The organism is Pedobacter caeni, from assembly GCF_900129215.1.
Lineage (GTDB): Bacteria > Bacteroidota > Bacteroidia > Sphingobacteriales > Sphingobacteriaceae > Pedobacter > Pedobacter caeni.
This window is the reverse complement of the sequence record NZ_FQUQ01000003.1, coordinates 123,619-139,537: the sequence shown is the minus strand read 5'-3', so window position 1 is coordinate 139,537 and position 15,919 is coordinate 123,619. Positions and strand designations below refer to the sequence as shown.

The window sequence follows — 15,919 nt, the reverse complement described above, 5'->3', positions numbered from 1 at the left end:
ATGTACAATCAACCAATGTTAAGGGATGACGCCTTAAAAGGAAAAACAATCGTAGTTACCGGTGGAGGAACTGGTCTGGGTAAAGCAATGGGCACATATTTCCTGAAACTGGGTGCAAACCTGGTGATCACGAGCCGTAAGGTCGATGTATTGGAAAAGACCGCTGCCGAGATGGAGAAAGAAACGGGTGGAAGAGTACTGGCAGTTGCCTGTGATGTACGTGAGTATGAACAGGTAGAAAATGTCCTTGCCGAAACCATCAAAACCTTTGGGAAGGTAGATGGCTTACTCAACAATGCAGCGGGCAATTTCATCTCTCCTACGGAGCGCCTGTCTGCCAATGCGTTCTCGACCGTGATCGATATTGTATTAAAAGGATCGGTAAACTGTACCCTTGCTTTTGGGAAACACTGGATTAAAGAAAAACAAAGCGCAAGCATTTTAAATATTGTGACCACCTATGCGTTCACCGGTTCTGCCTATGTCGTTCCCTCGGCATGTGCCAAAGGAGGTGTTTTGGCAATGACCCGCTCTTTAGCGGTAGAATGGGGAAAATATGGCATCAGAACAAATGCCATCGCACCAGGACCTTTCCCTACAAAAGGGGCATGGGACCGGTTACTTCCGGGAGATCTGGCAGAGAAGTTCGACTTCAAAAACCGGGTTCCTTTAAAACGTGTTGGTGATCACCAGGAGCTGGCCAATCTGGCGGCATTTCTGATCAGCGATTTCGCGGGATATATCAATGGGGAAGTCATCAGTATTGATGGTGGCGAATGGTTGCAAGGTGCCGGTCAGTTTAACGGACTGGAGGCCATTCCGAACGAAATGTGGGACATGTTTGCCCAAATGACAAAATCAGCTAAAGGCAGTTAAGCCTTTAGCTGATTTTATAGTTACCATCTGATTAAAGCACTGGCCCAGGTAAATCCTGATCCAAAGGCGGCCAGGCATACCAGGTCGCCTTCTTTAATTTTTCCCGCTTCCCATGCTTCACATAATGCGATTGGCACGGAGGCAGCAGTTGTATTTCCATATTTCTGGATATTGTTAAACACTTTATCATCGGGTAAACCCAACAATTGCTGTACATACTGACTGATCCTCAGATTGGCCTGATGTGGAACCAGCATGTCGATATCTTCCGGCTGCAGGTTGTTTGCAGTTAAGGCTTCTCTGATCACTTCCGGGAATTTTACCACCGCTTTTTTAAACACTGCAGGTCCATCCATATAAGGAAGGGCTGCACCGCTTTCCAGCTGCTCGGTGGTCATGAACAGACCGCCCAATTCCTGATCAGGATATCCTGGTTTATCTTTCAGCCATTTGTTCGCACTGGCTCCAGGGTAATACATCGCCAGGATTTCAGCATCAGCACCATCACTATGCAAATGGGTACTCATGATCCCCTGTCCTTCTTTTTCGGAAGGCTGCAGGACTACGGCTCCTGCCCCATCACCAAAGATGACAGAAACATTGCGGCTCCGGGTTTCGAAGTCCATGGCAAAGGAATGTTTTTCACTTCCTACCACCAATATATTCTTATACATACCGGTTTTAATAAACTGATCGGCAACAGACAGGGCATATACAAATCCGGAACACTGGTTTCTGATGTCCAGTGCACCAATTTCTTTCATTTTCATTTCACGCTGAAGCAATACGCCACATCCTGGAAAATAATAATCAGGGCTTAGTGTTGCAAAAATCACGAAGTCAATATCCTGAGCTGTGGTTCCGGCTCTTTCTATTGCGATTTTCGCTGCTTCTACCCCCATAGTGGTGGTCGTTTCTTCTAAACGGTCAGCGAATCTGCGTTCTTTAATGCCGGTACGTTCCTGAATCCACGCATCATTTGTATCCATAAAACGGGACAGATCATCATTGGTATAGACATTTTCAGGCACATAATAGCCTATTCCGGCAATTTTTGATCGATGCATCATATTTAGGTTTATTACAAATTTTAGGCAAAAATAACTTTAACTGCAACATTATTTTGAAATTAGCTTATTTTTGTACCATGTCAACAGAAACTAAAGAAGAAACTTTTACATTAGAAGAAATCCTGACCTCCTTAAAAACGGTTCATCGGTTGATCTTATGGAACGATGATGTAAACACGTTTGACCACGTCATCCACTGTATGATGAAATACCTTGATTATTCAGAAAGCCAGGCCGAGAAAATTGCATGGGAAGTTCACAATAAGGGGAAATGTGCCGTACTGGAAGGTTCTTTTACCGAGATGGAAGTTTACCGTAAGATCTTACAACAGGAAGGACTAACTGTTTCTGTCGACTAACAATTTACGGACCATCGTATTCAACTCTTCCTGTGTAGTCTGCGTTTTATCTTTGGCATACCATCCGTGAAGTCTTTCTGCGATCAGCATCATATCCGTACTTTCTTTTTTCCAGTCGGCCAGCAGTGATTGCAGGATTTGTGGTCTCGGCCCCCATTTGCAAAGTACTTTTCCTTCTTCATCAAGGATCAGCAGTACAGGAATTGCCCTTCCTCCATTCGTCAGGTGTGCATCGATCAGCGGTAGATTCTGATCTCTCAACACGAATTTAAGGCTTATTTTATCTGGAAAAGTGCTGGCCATTTTATCAAAAACAGGCACAATCTGAGCGGCATCACCACACCATCCTTCAGAAATCACCAGAAAACGATACTTTCCGGTTAAACCAGTTAAGGCCTCCAGCAGCTCAGCGTTGAGTTGTACGGTTTTATCCACACGGTTCATTCGCTGTACATTCATTTTCGTATAATGAAGCATGGCTTCACTATCATCTTCCCCGGTAGTTTTTTTCCTGAGCAGCAGCTCGTTTATCAAATTACGATAGGTTGAATAACTCATTCCTTCGTTAACAAAAATATTACTGTATTCGATCATAATAAGCTGTAATAAAATAGTTACGCCTGTTCTTTTTAAACCTCCGACATGTTTCTTTGTCCCTCTTATATAAAAAGCACCAAAACCTAAACACACCAATGAAGAACCTGTTATACAAAGTTGTATTTTTAACTTTTGCCATTTGTACTACAACTGTAAAACTTAATGCACAAACTACCGGAGATGGTAAGATTACAGCCAAAGTTGTAGATGGCCAGAACAGTGAAACGATACCATTTGCTACGGCAGTCATTCTTGACAGAAAAACCAAAGCCCTGGTAAAGGGAGTACAGACGGATGTGAACGGAAATTTATCAATGGCTGGTCTTCCCAAAGGTGTTTTTACTTTTAAGTTGAGTTATGTAGGTTATCAGACGATGGTCCGCGATTCGGTGTCGATTTCAGGAATGGTTAAAGAAATCAATCTGGGCACTATAAAAATGAAGACTGCAAAAGGAACCGTCCTGAACGAAGTTGCCATTACCGCACCTAAAAGCACCATTCAACTGGGTGTAGACAAAAAAGTATTTTCCGTAGACCAGAGTCTGGTGAGTGAAGGTGGTTCGGCCGCTGATCTTTTACAAAATGTACCCTCTGTACAATCGGACATTGACGGAAATGTGAGTTTAAGAGGTTCTACCGGGGTTAAAGTCCTTATTGATGGTAAACCCTCATTGATTGCGGGAGGTAATGTTGCCCAGATCTTACAGTCTATTCCGGCAAGTTCCATTGAAAGTGTAGAGCTGATTACCAACCCTTCGGCCAAATACGATGCAGAAGGACAGTCGGGAATCATCAACATCGTATTAAAAAAGAATAAGAAACTGGGGCTGAACGGAAGTGTAGCCCTGACTGCAGGAAACAGGGATAATTACAATGCCAACGCCAGTTTGAGTTTTCAGAACAGTAAAGTGAACCTCTATGGTAATTACAGTTACCGCTATGGAAACCGTCTTGGTGGTGGCTATAACAATATTGACTATAAAGATTCAACTTCCCGGTTTGCCTTTGCAAATCAGAATACAGATTCCAGATCTTTAGATAAAGGGCACAATGTGAAGGGAGGACTGGATTACTACCTGAGCGACAAAGACGTTTTAAGCTTCGCTGCCGGCTTTAACATCCGGGACAATGACAGAAATGAGTTTCTGACTATCGATCAGTTAAACAAGCTGAAAGCCCCTCTGGAGCTCAGCAGAAGGAACAACTCCAACCTGGGATCTGGTGGCAGCTACGATCTAAACCTTGATTTCAGTCATAAATTTAAAAAACCAAAAGAGGAAATTACCTTTAATGCCAGCTTCTCTGAAGGAAACAACGACAACAACCAGGTCTACAATACGGATATTTATAACCTTAATGGTGTTCCTGTATTCCAACTCCCGGAAATCATCAGAAACGATGGAACAGGGATCAACAGGAATTACAATATCCAGGCCGATTATACCATCCCTGTAGGAAAATCCGGAAAACTGGAAGCCGGCTACCGCAGTCAGGTCCGTATTGCTGAGAACAATACCTATTCTGATCGGTTGAATAACATCACCGGGATTTATGAGACCAACCTGGCGCTTACCAATGATTTCAACAGCAAAGATCAGGTCCATGCCTTATATGCGAACTATCAGAACCAGGTTAAAAACTTTGGTTATCAGGTTGGGTTAAGGGCAGAAGATGCGACTCTTGACACCCGTTTAGGAATGTTTGGCGCGAATGGTCAAATCAATTCAGTTCCGGGGAAAGTCGCTTATACCAGGTTATACCCAAGTGTCTTTTTAACACAGAAACTCAAATCTGAGCAACAGTTGCAATTGAGCTATAGCAGAAGGGTAAACCGGCCGAGGGGCTGGGATACCAATCCTTTTGTTGATGTTTCTGATCCTCTGAACCACCGTCAGGGAAATCCAAACCTTAAACCGGAAGATGTGCATGCCTTTGAATTAAGCTATAGCAAGTTCTGGCCAAAGGTTACGTTTATTTCCACAGCTTACATGCGTCAGACCAACGATGCGATTCAAAGAATCAGGACAGAAACGGATCAGGATGGCATTACGCTCTCCACTCCTCAGAACTTAACAAGCGAGTTGTCCAGCGGATTAGAGCTGATCGGTCGCGTTGATGTAGCCAAAGCCTGGAACTTTACCGCCAATGCCAACTTGTATCAAAGTAAAATAAATGGCGGCCCTGCTTTGGGTTCTGGTATTGTAGACAACTCCGGATTTACCTGGAATGCCAACTTAACGAATAATTTTGTCCTGCCTTATAACATTACCTTACAGATCAAAGGAGATTACCGTGCCCGTCAGGTAATGGCGCAGGGAACAAGAAATGCCATGTATGGGATAGATGCAGGAGCGAAGTATGATTTTAAAGACAAAAAATCAACACTAAGCCTCAATGTCCGTGATATTTTCAATACCCGAGCCTGGAGTATGACCACTACTACCCAAAATTCTACCGTAGATTTCAAACGTTACATGCAGGGAACGATGGGCAGTCTGACTTATTCTTACCGTTTTGGAAAGACCAGCTTCAGTGCCAAGAAAGGCAAAAAACCGGATCAGCAGGAAATGCGTTCCGATGAAGAGTCATTTTAGTATATTTGCGTCCATGGAAGAACGCAATCCCTGGACCACTATTGAGAGCCATAAGATCTACGACAACAACTGGATTGGGCTCACAGAACATCAGGTGATCAACCCATCCGGAGGTAAAGGAATATATGGAGAAGTACATTTTAAAAACTTAGCCATTGGAATTTTACCTTTAGACGAGGAGTTGAACACCTGGTTGATAGGACAATACCGCTTTCCTATAAAAGCTTACAGCTGGGAAATTCCTGAAGGCGGAGGCCCTTTAGGGGAAGATCCCTTAGCTAGTGCCAAACGCGAGCTCATGGAAGAAACCGGCCTCTCTGCTACAGAATGGACAGAGATTCAACGCATGCATTTATCCAATTCCGTGAGCAATGAACTGGCTATTATTTATATTGCAAGGGGTTTGAGTATGGGCATCGCTTCGCCCGAAGAAACCGAAGAACTTCAGCTGCGCAAGCTCCCTTTTGAAGAAGCCTATAAAATGGTCTTAAACGGAGAGATCACCGACAGCATGAGTGTTGCTGCCATTTTAAAAACCAAAATCATCCTTCAGGAATTCTCGCTTTAACGAACAATTATGAATAAATTTTTAGGATATATTTTCAGTCCGCTGTTTTATCTCTTCTTTGGGTTGACTTTATTGATTTTCCAACCCATTCAATGGGTCTGTTACCGTTTGTTCGGCTATCAGGCGCATAAAGCTTCGGTAGATGCACTCAACTTCTTTCTAACATACTGTGATCTTTTCATTGGTTCTTCCGTTACATTTATCAATGATCAGGAGCTCCCTGTTGATCAGCCTAAAATATTTATTGCCAATCACCAGAGCATGTACGACATTCCCGGTCTCATCTGGTTTCTAAGAAAACACCATGTCAAATTTATCTCCAAGATCGAATTGACCAAAGGGATTCCTTCAATTTCATTTAACCTTAAATATGGTGGTGGTGCAAACATCGACCGTAAGGACAGCAAACAGGCCGTTGGGGAGATCATTCAGCTTGGCAACAGGATGAAAGAAAACAACTGGTCTGCCATGATTTTTCCTGAAGGCACCCGTTCCAAAGACGGAAACCTTAAACCTTTTCATGTTGGTGGGATTGCAACTTTGCTTAAAAAAGTACCCAATGCCCTAATCGTTCCCATTGCTATTGAAAACTCATGGAAAATGGTACAATATGGTACATTCCCGCTCAGCTTTGGTGAAAAGATCCGCTGGACGGTATTAAAGCCAATAGATTCGACAGGCAAAAATCCCGAGGAAATTACCCAGGAAGCAGAAAAAGCAATCCGTTTGAAATTAGGTCAATAACCGATCCCAGATGTTCTTATTCAGTTCTAGATATTCTTATTATCGATGTGCCTGAAGAATTCGTCCCGGTAAGTATCTCCGATAGGGATGACTTTACCAAAGATGCTGATCCTGCTGCGTTCGATACTTTCAATCTTATCTAAAGCAATGATATAGGATTTATGCACCCTTATAAATTGTCCTTTAGGCAGGGTTTCTTCCATTTTCTTCATGTTCTGAAGCGTGATGATTCTTTCTGTTTTGGTATATATGGAAATATAATCTTTTAAACCTTCTATATAAAGAATGTCGTCCAGTTGAATTTTCTGAATCTTATGTTCAGTTTTCACAAAGATGAAATCCTGAACAGGGTGTGCAGCCACCGGAGCAGACATCAGCGGGGTAATTGCCGGTGGAGCAGCAGGTACTGGTTCCGCAGCTTTTTGCTGTTGATTATGTACCTTTTCTACGGCTTTATAAAAACGGTCGAATGCGATAGGCTTCAGGAGGTAGTCAGAAACGTTCAGGTCATAACTTTCCAGTGCATATTGTGAATAGGCAGTGGTCAGGATATAATTTGATTTCCCATTCGCAATTTTCAGGAACTGGATTCCGGTAAGTTCAGGCATCTGAATGTCCAGAAAGACCAGGTCAATCCCTCCTGCCTGTACCAGCTGCAGGGCTTCAATTGCGTTTTCTGTTCTTTTCACCAGCTCTAAGAACGGTACCTTTGACACATAATCCTCTATAATATCAAGAGCCAATGGTTCATCATCGACCGCAATACATTTTAACTTTGTCATAAATCTAGCATTAATTCACTGGTGTAATGGGTAGCCGAATTTACAATATTTAATTTATATCTTTCAGGATATAACAATTGCAGTCGTCGTTCTACATTATTGAGACCTACTCCCCCTACTTCATCTTTATTGTGTTTATTCTTTTTGTTCGTTACGCTGAAATGCAGGATTTTCTGATTGGCGATGATATTGATCTTGATGGGATCTTTAGGATCATTGGCTACCCCATGTTTAAAGGCGTTCTCTACAAAAGAAATCAGGATCAGCGGCACGATCTGCTGGTTATCGATTTCCCCGTTCAGGCTCAGTTCTACCGCAGCCCCATCCCTGAACCTTAGTTTCTGAAGCTCGATATAACTCTGCACATATTCTATTTCTTTGCTGAGTGAAACCCAGCTATCATTACTTTCATAAATCATATAGCGCATGATTTCAGAAAGTTTCAGGATGGCATCTGCTGTTTTATCAGACTTCTGATAGGCCAGTGAGTAAATATTATTCAGGGAATTGAACAGGAAATGCGGGTTTAACTGTGACTTGAGGAATTGCAGTTCCATCTCTTTCTTTTCACTTTCCAGATTTCTCTGGATCCGTTCATTGCCAAACCAATCTACTGCAAACTTAGTTAAGGAACTCACCACGGTAAAGAAACCGCAACTGAACACCGCCATTATTGCGTATTTACCGATAGGAATGTACGACCGGACGTTTCCCTCCCAGGTCACCAATAATTCCTCAGGGTTCAGGCTTGCAATGACCGTCTTAATGGCACTCATCACCACAATCAATAACAGAATGGCTCCCATGTATAAGCCATATTTCTTCTGCTCTTTGATCAGCATTGGAATCAACAGGGTATAATTGATATAAAAAATGGAAATATTGGTTAAACCGGAATATCCATACCTGATTGCAATCGAAGATAAAGTTCGTGGCTCCTTAGAAAATATGGTGTCCAGGACAACAAGAGAGTATACCAACACCCAGAAAACAATATGTACAACCAGAGGGCCTTTATTTTTCATTTAAACTTTGTTATTGACAAAAACTCGATAGGTCTAAAGTAAATTTTTCCTGCTGTTATGAGCAATGGCTTTCGACGAACGGGCATTTTTTTTCTACCAAATTGGCAAATAAACCAATCAATTGCAAAACTACTATAAATAGGCGTTTATCTAGGATAATATGGCCTTGGTCTAAAAGATTTTAGCAGCATTTTTTTAATCATTCTATTTGTTTCATCAAATCGCAACGAATATGAAAACTGCATCTCTAAATATCAATATTATGAAAAGGTTAGCCAATGTATCGCCCTTCTTACTTTTATTAGTTCCTGTGTTTATGATGATGGTATTGACCATTGCCAACAATATCGGTACCACACAAAATGAAGAAGTTGCTGCAAAAACAAACACTTCAGTAAAAGGAATTGCCAAAGTGAGCGTATTTTCTTTCAAATAGGAATGAAGGACCTCATCATTGAAACCCGTGGTCTTAACTATTACTTTGGAAATCAAAAAGTAGTTGATGACTTGTCGTTAAAAGTAGAGAAAGGGAGTATTTATGGTTTTCTGGGCCCAAATGGTGCCGGCAAAACCACCTCTATTAAAATCCTTTTAAATCTTTTAAAATCACCGGCAGACACTGTGTTTCTTTTTGGTAAGGAAATCAACTCCAACCGCATTGCCAGTTTAAAACGCCTTGGCTCACTGGTAGAGCAACCCGCTATTTACGCCCACCTTTCCGGTGAGGAAAATTTATACAACAGGTGTATCCTGCTGGGCATTAACCGGACTAAAGCGAAAGAGATGCTTCGTCTTGTGGGCCTGGAAGATGCTGCAGGAAAAAAGGCAGGAAAATATTCATTAGGGATGAAACAACGTCTGGGTATTGCACTGGCTTTGTTATCAGATCCTGAGCTGCTGTTACTTGATGAACCCACCAATGGCCTGGATCCGAACGGGATCATAGAGATCAGAAATCTGATGATTGAGCTGGCTACAAAACATCAGAAAACAATCCTCGTATCCAGTCACCTGCTGAGCGAGATCGAGCGTATTGCCACTCATGTAGGCATCATCAATAAAGGGAAATTACTTTTTCAGGGAACGATCAACGAGCTGCATGATTTGAGCAAGCCCATGATCGAACTGGAAATCAACGATATGGCCAGAGGTCAGGACTTCCTGGAAAAAAACGGGTATCAGATCCTTGGCATTAAAGATAAAAAAATCACCCTTCCTTTTGTTTCTACCGCAGAATGTGGAAAACTGAATACCCTTCTTATTCAACATGGATTAACTGTTTACAGCATTTATCAGATTAGGAAAGATCTGGAGCACTTATTTCTTGACATCACTAAAAACAATTAAGTATGCGCTCTTTAATCATCTCCTTGCAGTCTGAATTTTATAAATCGAGAAAGACACTTGCCTTTTGGGCTTCGATCCTGCTGCCCCTTGTGATTTGCGGGCTCATTGCCTTTGGCTTTTTTAGCAATGCCGATAAGATCATCAAAATGCATTATCCCCCTCAAGTCTTATGGATGACCTTTAGTGGGAGCGCCCTGGGGGTAATGGGTATGTTGATCCTTCCTTTTTATGTGATCTTCATGGCATTTTCTGTTAATAATATTGAACATAAGAATGATACCTGGAAGAGCCTGTTTGCACAACCCCTGAATAAGCTTTCCATTTATACCGCAAAATATTTATATGCCGTTATTCTGATCTTTATCTGTTTGTTTTTATTTGCGCTGCTGACCTTCTTATCCGGTCATCTTTTACAGGCACTGAACAGTGGATTTAGCTTCAAGGGCTTTTCGCCGGTGGAGATCTTATCCAAAACATACTTTAAGATGTTTCTTTCTTCCCTGGGGATCCTGTCCTTACAATTCATCATTAGCCTGGTCTGGTCAGATTTTCTGAAACCTATGGGTATTGGCTTTGTCGGGGTTATTGCAGGAATCATTGCAGCGACAAAAGGATGGGAGCATGCTTACCTTATTCCTTACAGCCAGCCTACCCTGGCCTTATCCATGACCAAGTCAAAAAACATGGATCAAATATTCACCCAGGAAATATACACCAGTCTCATTTACGCTCTGCTCTTCTTTATTGCCGGTTATTTTATCGTTTCCAGGAAGAGCATCAAATAGTTTTTAGTTTTAGTTAATAGTCAGAATTGGCGGTCTTTGTACCGCCATTTCTTGTTTAATCTCTCTTTATAAATCACGGTTATATTTAACTAATGATGTAAAAATATGATTAGGGAGATACAAGCAATTATCTTTTCCTGTAAATTCAGGTATTAATGAAGAATTCCAAGGAAAAAGTACATATGAAAACACTTACAATAACCGGACTAGCACTATGCTTCAGTCTCTCTTTATCTGCTCAGGAGCAGATCAATACGGCCGCGGTACAGAAAATACGTCAGGAAGGCCTTGAAAACTCCAAGGTAATGGATATTGCGTTTCAAATCACTGATGTTGCAGGCCCGCGCCTGTCCAATTCTCCGGGATTAAAACGTGCGCAGGATTGGGCGGTACGTCAATTCACCTCCTGGGGACTAAAAAACGTACACCTGGAAGCATGGGGTCAATTTGGGAAAGGATGGCAGATCGACAAATACTATGCAGCAACGACTCTTCCTTATTATCATGCGATGATTGGTGCGCCTAAAGCCTGGACCCCCGGAACTAAAGGCGCGATAAAATCTGAAGTCATTCTGATCAAAGCGGATACCATTACAGACCTTTTACCTTATAAAGGAAAACTTGCCGGGAAGATAGTCGTGTTTGATCAGATTACGATACAACCCTTACAAAACAGCTATAAACCTGATGCAGTCAGATATACCGATGCTGAGCTGGCCAAAATGGCTGAAGCAACAGCACAGCCACAGGGACAGCGTCCGCGTGCCGGAGCGGCCAACAATATGATGGCTCAAATGATGAAGATGAGAGAAGTACGCGCTGCTATGGCCGGTTTTATGCAGGAAGAGCAAGTCGGTCTGATCCTTAGTTATGGACGGGGAAACCATGGTACATTCTTCACCAGCAATGGTGCTTCTTATGCCCTGGATGCAAAACCTGTTGCTCCTGAACTGGAAATTTCTGCAGAAGACTACCTTCACATCCTTCGTTTGCTTCGTGCAGGAGAGAAAGTGGAAGTAGAGGCCGATATCAGAACTTCTTTCTATGATCAGGATCCACAGGGGTATAATGTGATTGCAGAAATTCCCGGAACAGATAGAAAATTAAAAGATGAAGTGGTGATGATTGGCGGACATTACGATTCCTGGCATTCGGCTACAGGGGCTACCGATAATGCTGCAGGAGCAGCGGTGATGATGGAAACGATGAGGATCCTTAAAGCCATTAATTTTAAGCCTAAACGGACCATCAGAGTGGCACTATGGAGTTCTGAAGAACAGGGCCTACATGGTTCCAGAGGTTATGTAGCCAAACATTTTGGAGATCCGAAAACAATGGTCCTGACCAAGGATCATAAAAAGATCAGCGCATATTATAACCTCGATAACGGAACAGGTGCGATCAGGGGGATTTATTTACAAGGGAATACCGCTGCCGGCCCGATCTTCCAGGATTGGCTGAACCCTTTCCAGGATTTAGGAGCAAAAACAGTTACCGCTGCCAATACCGGAGGAACAGATCACCAGGCATTTGATGCTGTCGGGATTCCAGGATTCCAGTTCATCCAGGATCCAATGGATTACAATACCCGTACCCATCATACCAATCAGGATACTTTCGACCGCTTAGCGGAAGAAGATTTAAAAAGAGCAGCAACCATTGTAGCTTCTTTTGTATACCACACTTCTGAACGGGAAGCACAGATTCCAAGAAAAGAATTGCCGAAGGCTCCTGAAGCCCCAAAGCAGTAAAAAAGCGTTTAAACAAAGAAACCTCTGGAAACCCAGGGGTTTCTTTGTTTAAAATAAAATATTTTTATAAAAACTCTTTGAAAACTAAAATATTAGTTTTAAGTTTATACTAAGGTTTTAGTTATAATACTATTGACGAGTAGTTATGATCCTGAAACCAATTAAAAAAACCGGTTAATACAATAAAAAGATGGACATTAAAGATCTAACAAAAGCAGAAGAACAATTGATGCAGATTCTATGGCAGATAGAAAAAGGATTTGTAAAAGACGTGATGGATTTTTTACCAGAGCCTAAACCCGCTTATAATACCGTATCCACGATCATCAGGATACTGGAAGTTAAAGGTTTTATCGGGCATGAGGCTTTTGGAAAATCCCATCAGTACTTTCCGCTCATCAGCAGGGAAGATTACAAACGACATGCTACCGAAAAGTTGCTAGGCAGCTATTTTGAGAATTCTGTAGAAAGTATGTTTTCCTTTTTTGTTAAGGAAGAGAAGCTTGATTTGAGCGATGTAGATGAAATTTTAAAAATGATTAACAAAATTAAAAACAGACCGAGATGAGTTGGGCACATTATATCCTGCAGGCCAATATATACCTGGTATTATTCTATGGCTTTTATAAGTTGTTTTTGGCAAAGGAGACTTATTTCATCCTCAACAGGATCTATCTGATCTCAGCGGGGATAGGTTCCCTGTCCATTCCGTTCTTAAGGTTTGAATGGTTTGGCAAGCAACCTGTGGCAACACCGATCTATGCAGGCGTGGGACAGTTAAATGAGCTCATGACACAGGTTAGTGTGGCATCGGATGCCCCGGAAAAGCTAAGTGCAGGCAATGTAATCGTGGTCATATATTTGATTGGTCTAACCGTTTTTACGCTTCTTTTTATCTACAAATTATTAAAAGTACAACGCTTGCTTCAACAGGAACATGCCGGAAATGCCTTCTCCTTTTTCAGAAAGAAAAGAATAGATACCAACCTGCCGGAAGTTCAGACCATCGACAGGCATGAGGAGATTCACATCCGCCAGTTACATACCCTGGATGTATTGTTCTTTGAGCTGTTAGGCATTTTCACCTGGTTCAACCCCATCATTTATTTTTATAAGCATACCATTAAAAACATTCATGAATACCTGGCAGATGAGGAAGCTGCCAAATTTCAGGGCGACAAAGAGCAGTATGCATTGCTGTTGCTGAGCAGGGCATTTAACATTGCACCGAGTAGCCTCACTAATACTTTCTTTAATAAGTCATTGATAAAAAAGAGAATATTTATGCTACATAAACAAAGATCAAAAAAGACCGCCATCTTAAAATATGGCCTGTTTTTACCTCTTTTTGCCATCACGCTGATCATGTCGTCTGCCACTATCCGCAGTAACGAAAACATCATTGCTGTAACAGAAGAGATTCCCTTAAACAGCCCTTTGAACGTTGTAAAAGAAGTGATATCTGCACCTATAGAAATTGCGGTATCAAATATGAAGACAAGCGAGGTTAGCCCACAAAATGTAACTGACCCGGCCTGGCAGAACTTTTACGTACACCTTAAACGCCACATCAGATACCCTACAGAAGCTTACGATGCTGAACTTCAGGGAAACAGCCAGGTTAAGTTTAGTCTGAAAGACGGACAAATCGGGGCGATCAGTGTGGTAAACAAACTAGGTGCAGGGATTGAGGCCGAAATCATGAGGGTCATACTGAGCTATAAGGGTTTCAAAACCAGTCAGAATGGCAATTATTCACTGCCTGTTTCCCTGATCATTTCCGGGGCCAGCAGCACCAAAAAGAATCCAAAATTAAGTGTCGTGAAAGGGTATAAAGCCTTGAATACAGTGACCCTTATGAGTTATAAAGCGGAGGCTAAAAATGCGGCTAATACTTACCCAACAGATCCAAACGATGTTAAAGTCTATGATTTCGTCTCTATAGATAAGCAACCTGAGTTTGTCGGAGGAATGGATAAGTTTTACAAATATTTAAGTAAGGCGGTCAGATATCCGGTGGAAGCGCAGGAAAAAAACCTGCAGGGCAAAGTGTTCCTGTCTTTTATTGTGGAAAAAACCGGTGAGCTTACAGAAGTTAAAGTAGAAAGAAAGCTAGGCCTGGGAACAGATGAAGAAGCAGTAAGGGTATTAAAGGAATCACCTAAATGGAATCCGGGAATTTATGGAGGCCAGGCCGTAAGGGTAAAATATAATATCCCGATCAACTTTACGCTGAATGATGACAGCAGCCCTTCCGGAAACAAAGTGGGCAAAGTAACTGGATTAGGCCTTACGCAAGATGCAGGAACAAAAATAAAACTTACCGGCATTTCAGATGGAAAAGAGCCATTAATCCTGCTAAACGGTAAAAAGTTCATGTCTGAGATCAATGAGATCGACCCAAATACGATTGCTACAATTTCCATCTTAAAAGATGCTGCAGCAACTTCACGTTATGGCCCGGCAGCAGTTAACGGCGTCGTTTTAATAGAGACGAAAGTTGCCATAAAACCCGGCAAGACTGAAGACAAAAAGAACTAAAGACAATACCCCCCAACCCCCTAATGCACGAAAGCCCAGCTATATAGCCGGGCTTTCGTGTTAAATATCCTTGTCTCGTTAGCTAAATTTATTAAATATCTTCCTCAGATACAAATTTTGCGGACAAATAATCTCTATTCATGCGTGCAATGTTCTCTAAAGAAATTCCTTTAGGGCATTCTGCTTCACAAGCACCGGTATTGGTACAATTTCCAAAACCTTCTGCATCCATCTGCGCAACCATAGTCTGAACCCTGCGGTAACGTTCCGGCTGTCCCTGAGGCAATTGTGCCAGCTGAGATACTTTTGCAGAAACAAATAGCATTGCAGAAGCATTTTTACAAGTGGCCACACAAGCACCACAACCGATACAAGCAGCAGCTTCGAAAGCTGAATCGGCCTGTACTTTTGGAATAGGCAGGTTGTTGGCATCCTGTGCATTTCCAGTATTCACTGATATAAAGCCTCCAGCCGCAATAACTCTGTCAAACGCAGACCTATCTACTGTTAAATCTTTAACTACCGGAAAAGCCTTCGCTCTCCATGGCTCCACAACGATGGTATCTCCATCTTTAAATGAACGCATGTGTAACTGGCAGGTGGTCACTCCTTCTTTTGGTCCGTGAGGTCTGCCATTGATAAACATCGAACAGGCTCCACAAATCCCCTCTCTGCAGTCGTGATCAAACACAACCGGCTCGTCACCCTTAGAAATCAGCTCTTCGTTCAAAACATCAAACATTTCTAAGAAGGACATATCAGGAGAAATGTCTGATAGTTTATAATCCACCAAACCACCTTTGGCTTTTGTATTTTTTTGACGCCAGATTTTCAGCGTTAAATTCATATTTCCTGTACTCATGATATTGAGATTTTAGTA

At 42.1% G+C, this 15,919-nt stretch carries 16 protein-coding genes; 11 read left to right on the top strand and 5 right to left on the bottom strand.

The window, feature by feature from the left end:
- On the top strand, nt 1-876 hold the full coding sequence (locus BUC20_RS15210) for an SDR family oxidoreductase (RefSeq protein WP_073231957.1): 876 nt from the start codon (nt 1-3) through the stop codon (nt 874-876).
- Between the two features lie 20 nt (nt 877-896).
- Here BUC20_RS15210 and BUC20_RS15205 read toward each other — a convergent pair whose 3' ends face one another.
- The gene (locus BUC20_RS15205) at nt 897-1,946 is read right to left on the bottom strand and encodes a 3-oxoacyl-ACP synthase III family protein (RefSeq protein WP_234994525.1); all 1,050 of its coding nucleotides are present in this window, start codon (nt 1,944-1,946) and stop codon (nt 897-899) included.
- 77 nt (nt 1,947-2,023) lie between these two features.
- On the opposite strand from BUC20_RS15205, the gene BUC20_RS15200 reads away from it, so the two are divergent.
- Entirely contained in the window at nt 2,024-2,305 is a 282-nt protein-coding gene (locus BUC20_RS15200) for an ATP-dependent Clp protease adaptor ClpS (protein WP_073231955.1), read from the top strand.
- Here BUC20_RS15200 and BUC20_RS15195 read toward each other — a convergent pair.
- Nucleotides 2,285-2,899: a thioredoxin family protein gene (locus BUC20_RS15195; protein ID WP_073232684.1), complete on the bottom strand. Its 615-nt coding sequence runs from the start codon at nt 2,897-2,899 to the stop codon at nt 2,285-2,287. The two genes, BUC20_RS15200 and BUC20_RS15195, sit on opposite strands and share 21 nt — an antisense overlap.
- A gap of 98 nt (nt 2,900-2,997) precedes the next feature.
- On the opposite strand from BUC20_RS15195, the gene BUC20_RS15190 reads away from it, so the two are divergent.
- Genes BUC20_RS15190 through BUC20_RS15180 form a run of 3 tightly spaced genes read left to right on the top strand, consistent with a single transcriptional unit; the run spans nt 2,998 to nt 6,808 of the window.
- Nucleotides 2,998-5,496: a TonB-dependent receptor gene (locus tag BUC20_RS15190; protein WP_073231954.1), complete on the top strand. Its 2,499-nt coding sequence runs from the start codon at nt 2,998-3,000 to the stop codon at nt 5,494-5,496.
- A gap of 13 nt (nt 5,497-5,509) precedes the next feature.
- Nucleotides 5,510-6,064 (top strand): NUDIX domain-containing protein, encoded by a 555-nt coding sequence (locus tag BUC20_RS15185; RefSeq protein WP_073231953.1) that lies wholly within the window; start codon nt 5,510-5,512, stop codon nt 6,062-6,064.
- A gap of 9 nt (nt 6,065-6,073) precedes the next feature.
- Nucleotides 6,074-6,808, top strand: a complete 735-nt coding sequence (locus BUC20_RS15180; RefSeq protein WP_073231952.1) for a lysophospholipid acyltransferase family protein — start codon at nt 6,074-6,076, stop codon at nt 6,806-6,808.
- A gap of 26 nt (nt 6,809-6,834) precedes the next feature.
- Here BUC20_RS15180 and BUC20_RS15175 read toward each other — a convergent pair whose 3' ends face one another.
- Together BUC20_RS15175 and BUC20_RS15170 are read right to left on the bottom strand one after the other, a co-directional pair.
- The gene (locus tag BUC20_RS15175) at nt 6,835-7,590 is read right to left on the bottom strand and encodes a LytR/AlgR family response regulator transcription factor (protein ID WP_073231951.1); all 756 of its coding nucleotides are present in this window, start codon (nt 7,588-7,590) and stop codon (nt 6,835-6,837) included.
- Nucleotides 7,587-8,615 carry a sensor histidine kinase gene (locus tag BUC20_RS15170; RefSeq protein ID WP_073231950.1) on the bottom strand — a complete coding sequence of 343 codons (1,029 nt, stop codon included), beginning with the start codon at nt 8,613-8,615 and terminating at the stop codon, nt 7,587-7,589. Before BUC20_RS15170 ends, BUC20_RS15175 begins: the two co-directional genes overlap by 4 nt.
- 262 nt (nt 8,616-8,877) lie before the next feature.
- Between BUC20_RS15170 and BUC20_RS33915 the strand changes: the two genes are divergently transcribed.
- The 6 genes from BUC20_RS33915 to BUC20_RS15140 all read left to right on the top strand — a co-directional run bounded on the left by BUC20_RS33915 (nt 8,878) and on the right by BUC20_RS15140 (nt 15,039).
- On the top strand, nt 8,878-9,051 hold the full coding sequence (locus tag BUC20_RS33915) for a hypothetical protein (RefSeq protein ID WP_159441111.1): 174 nt from the start codon (nt 8,878-8,880) through the stop codon (nt 9,049-9,051).
- A gap of 2 nt (nt 9,052-9,053) precedes the next feature.
- The gene (locus BUC20_RS15160; RefSeq protein ID WP_073231948.1) at nt 9,054-9,962 is read left to right on the top strand and encodes an ABC transporter ATP-binding protein; all 909 of its coding nucleotides are present in this window, start codon (nt 9,054-9,056) and stop codon (nt 9,960-9,962) included.
- A 2-nt stretch (nt 9,963-9,964) separates the two neighbouring features.
- Nucleotides 9,965-10,747, top strand: a complete 783-nt coding sequence (locus BUC20_RS15155) for an ABC transporter permease (protein ID WP_073231947.1) — start codon at nt 9,965-9,967, stop codon at nt 10,745-10,747.
- 155 nt (nt 10,748-10,902) lie between these two features.
- The gene (locus BUC20_RS15150) at nt 10,903-12,498 is read left to right on the top strand and encodes a M28 family metallopeptidase (protein ID WP_234994524.1); all 1,596 of its coding nucleotides are present in this window, start codon (nt 10,903-10,905) and stop codon (nt 12,496-12,498) included.
- A gap of 190 nt (nt 12,499-12,688) precedes the next feature.
- Nucleotides 12,689-13,066: a BlaI/MecI/CopY family transcriptional regulator gene (locus BUC20_RS15145; protein ID WP_073231946.1), complete on the top strand. Its 378-nt coding sequence runs from the start codon at nt 12,689-12,691 to the stop codon at nt 13,064-13,066.
- Entirely contained in the window at nt 13,063-15,039 is a 1,977-nt protein-coding gene (locus tag BUC20_RS15140; RefSeq protein WP_073231945.1) for a M56 family metallopeptidase, read from the top strand. Before BUC20_RS15145 ends, BUC20_RS15140 begins: the two co-directional genes overlap by 4 nt.
- Nucleotides 15,040-15,130: 91 nt before the next feature.
- Here the strand turns inward: BUC20_RS15140 and BUC20_RS15135 are convergent, their stop codons facing one another.
- On the bottom strand, nt 15,131-15,901 hold the full coding sequence (locus BUC20_RS15135; RefSeq protein ID WP_073231944.1) for a succinate dehydrogenase/fumarate reductase iron-sulfur subunit: 771 nt from the start codon (nt 15,899-15,901) through the stop codon (nt 15,131-15,133).
- Nucleotides 15,902-15,919 lie beyond the last annotated feature (18 nt).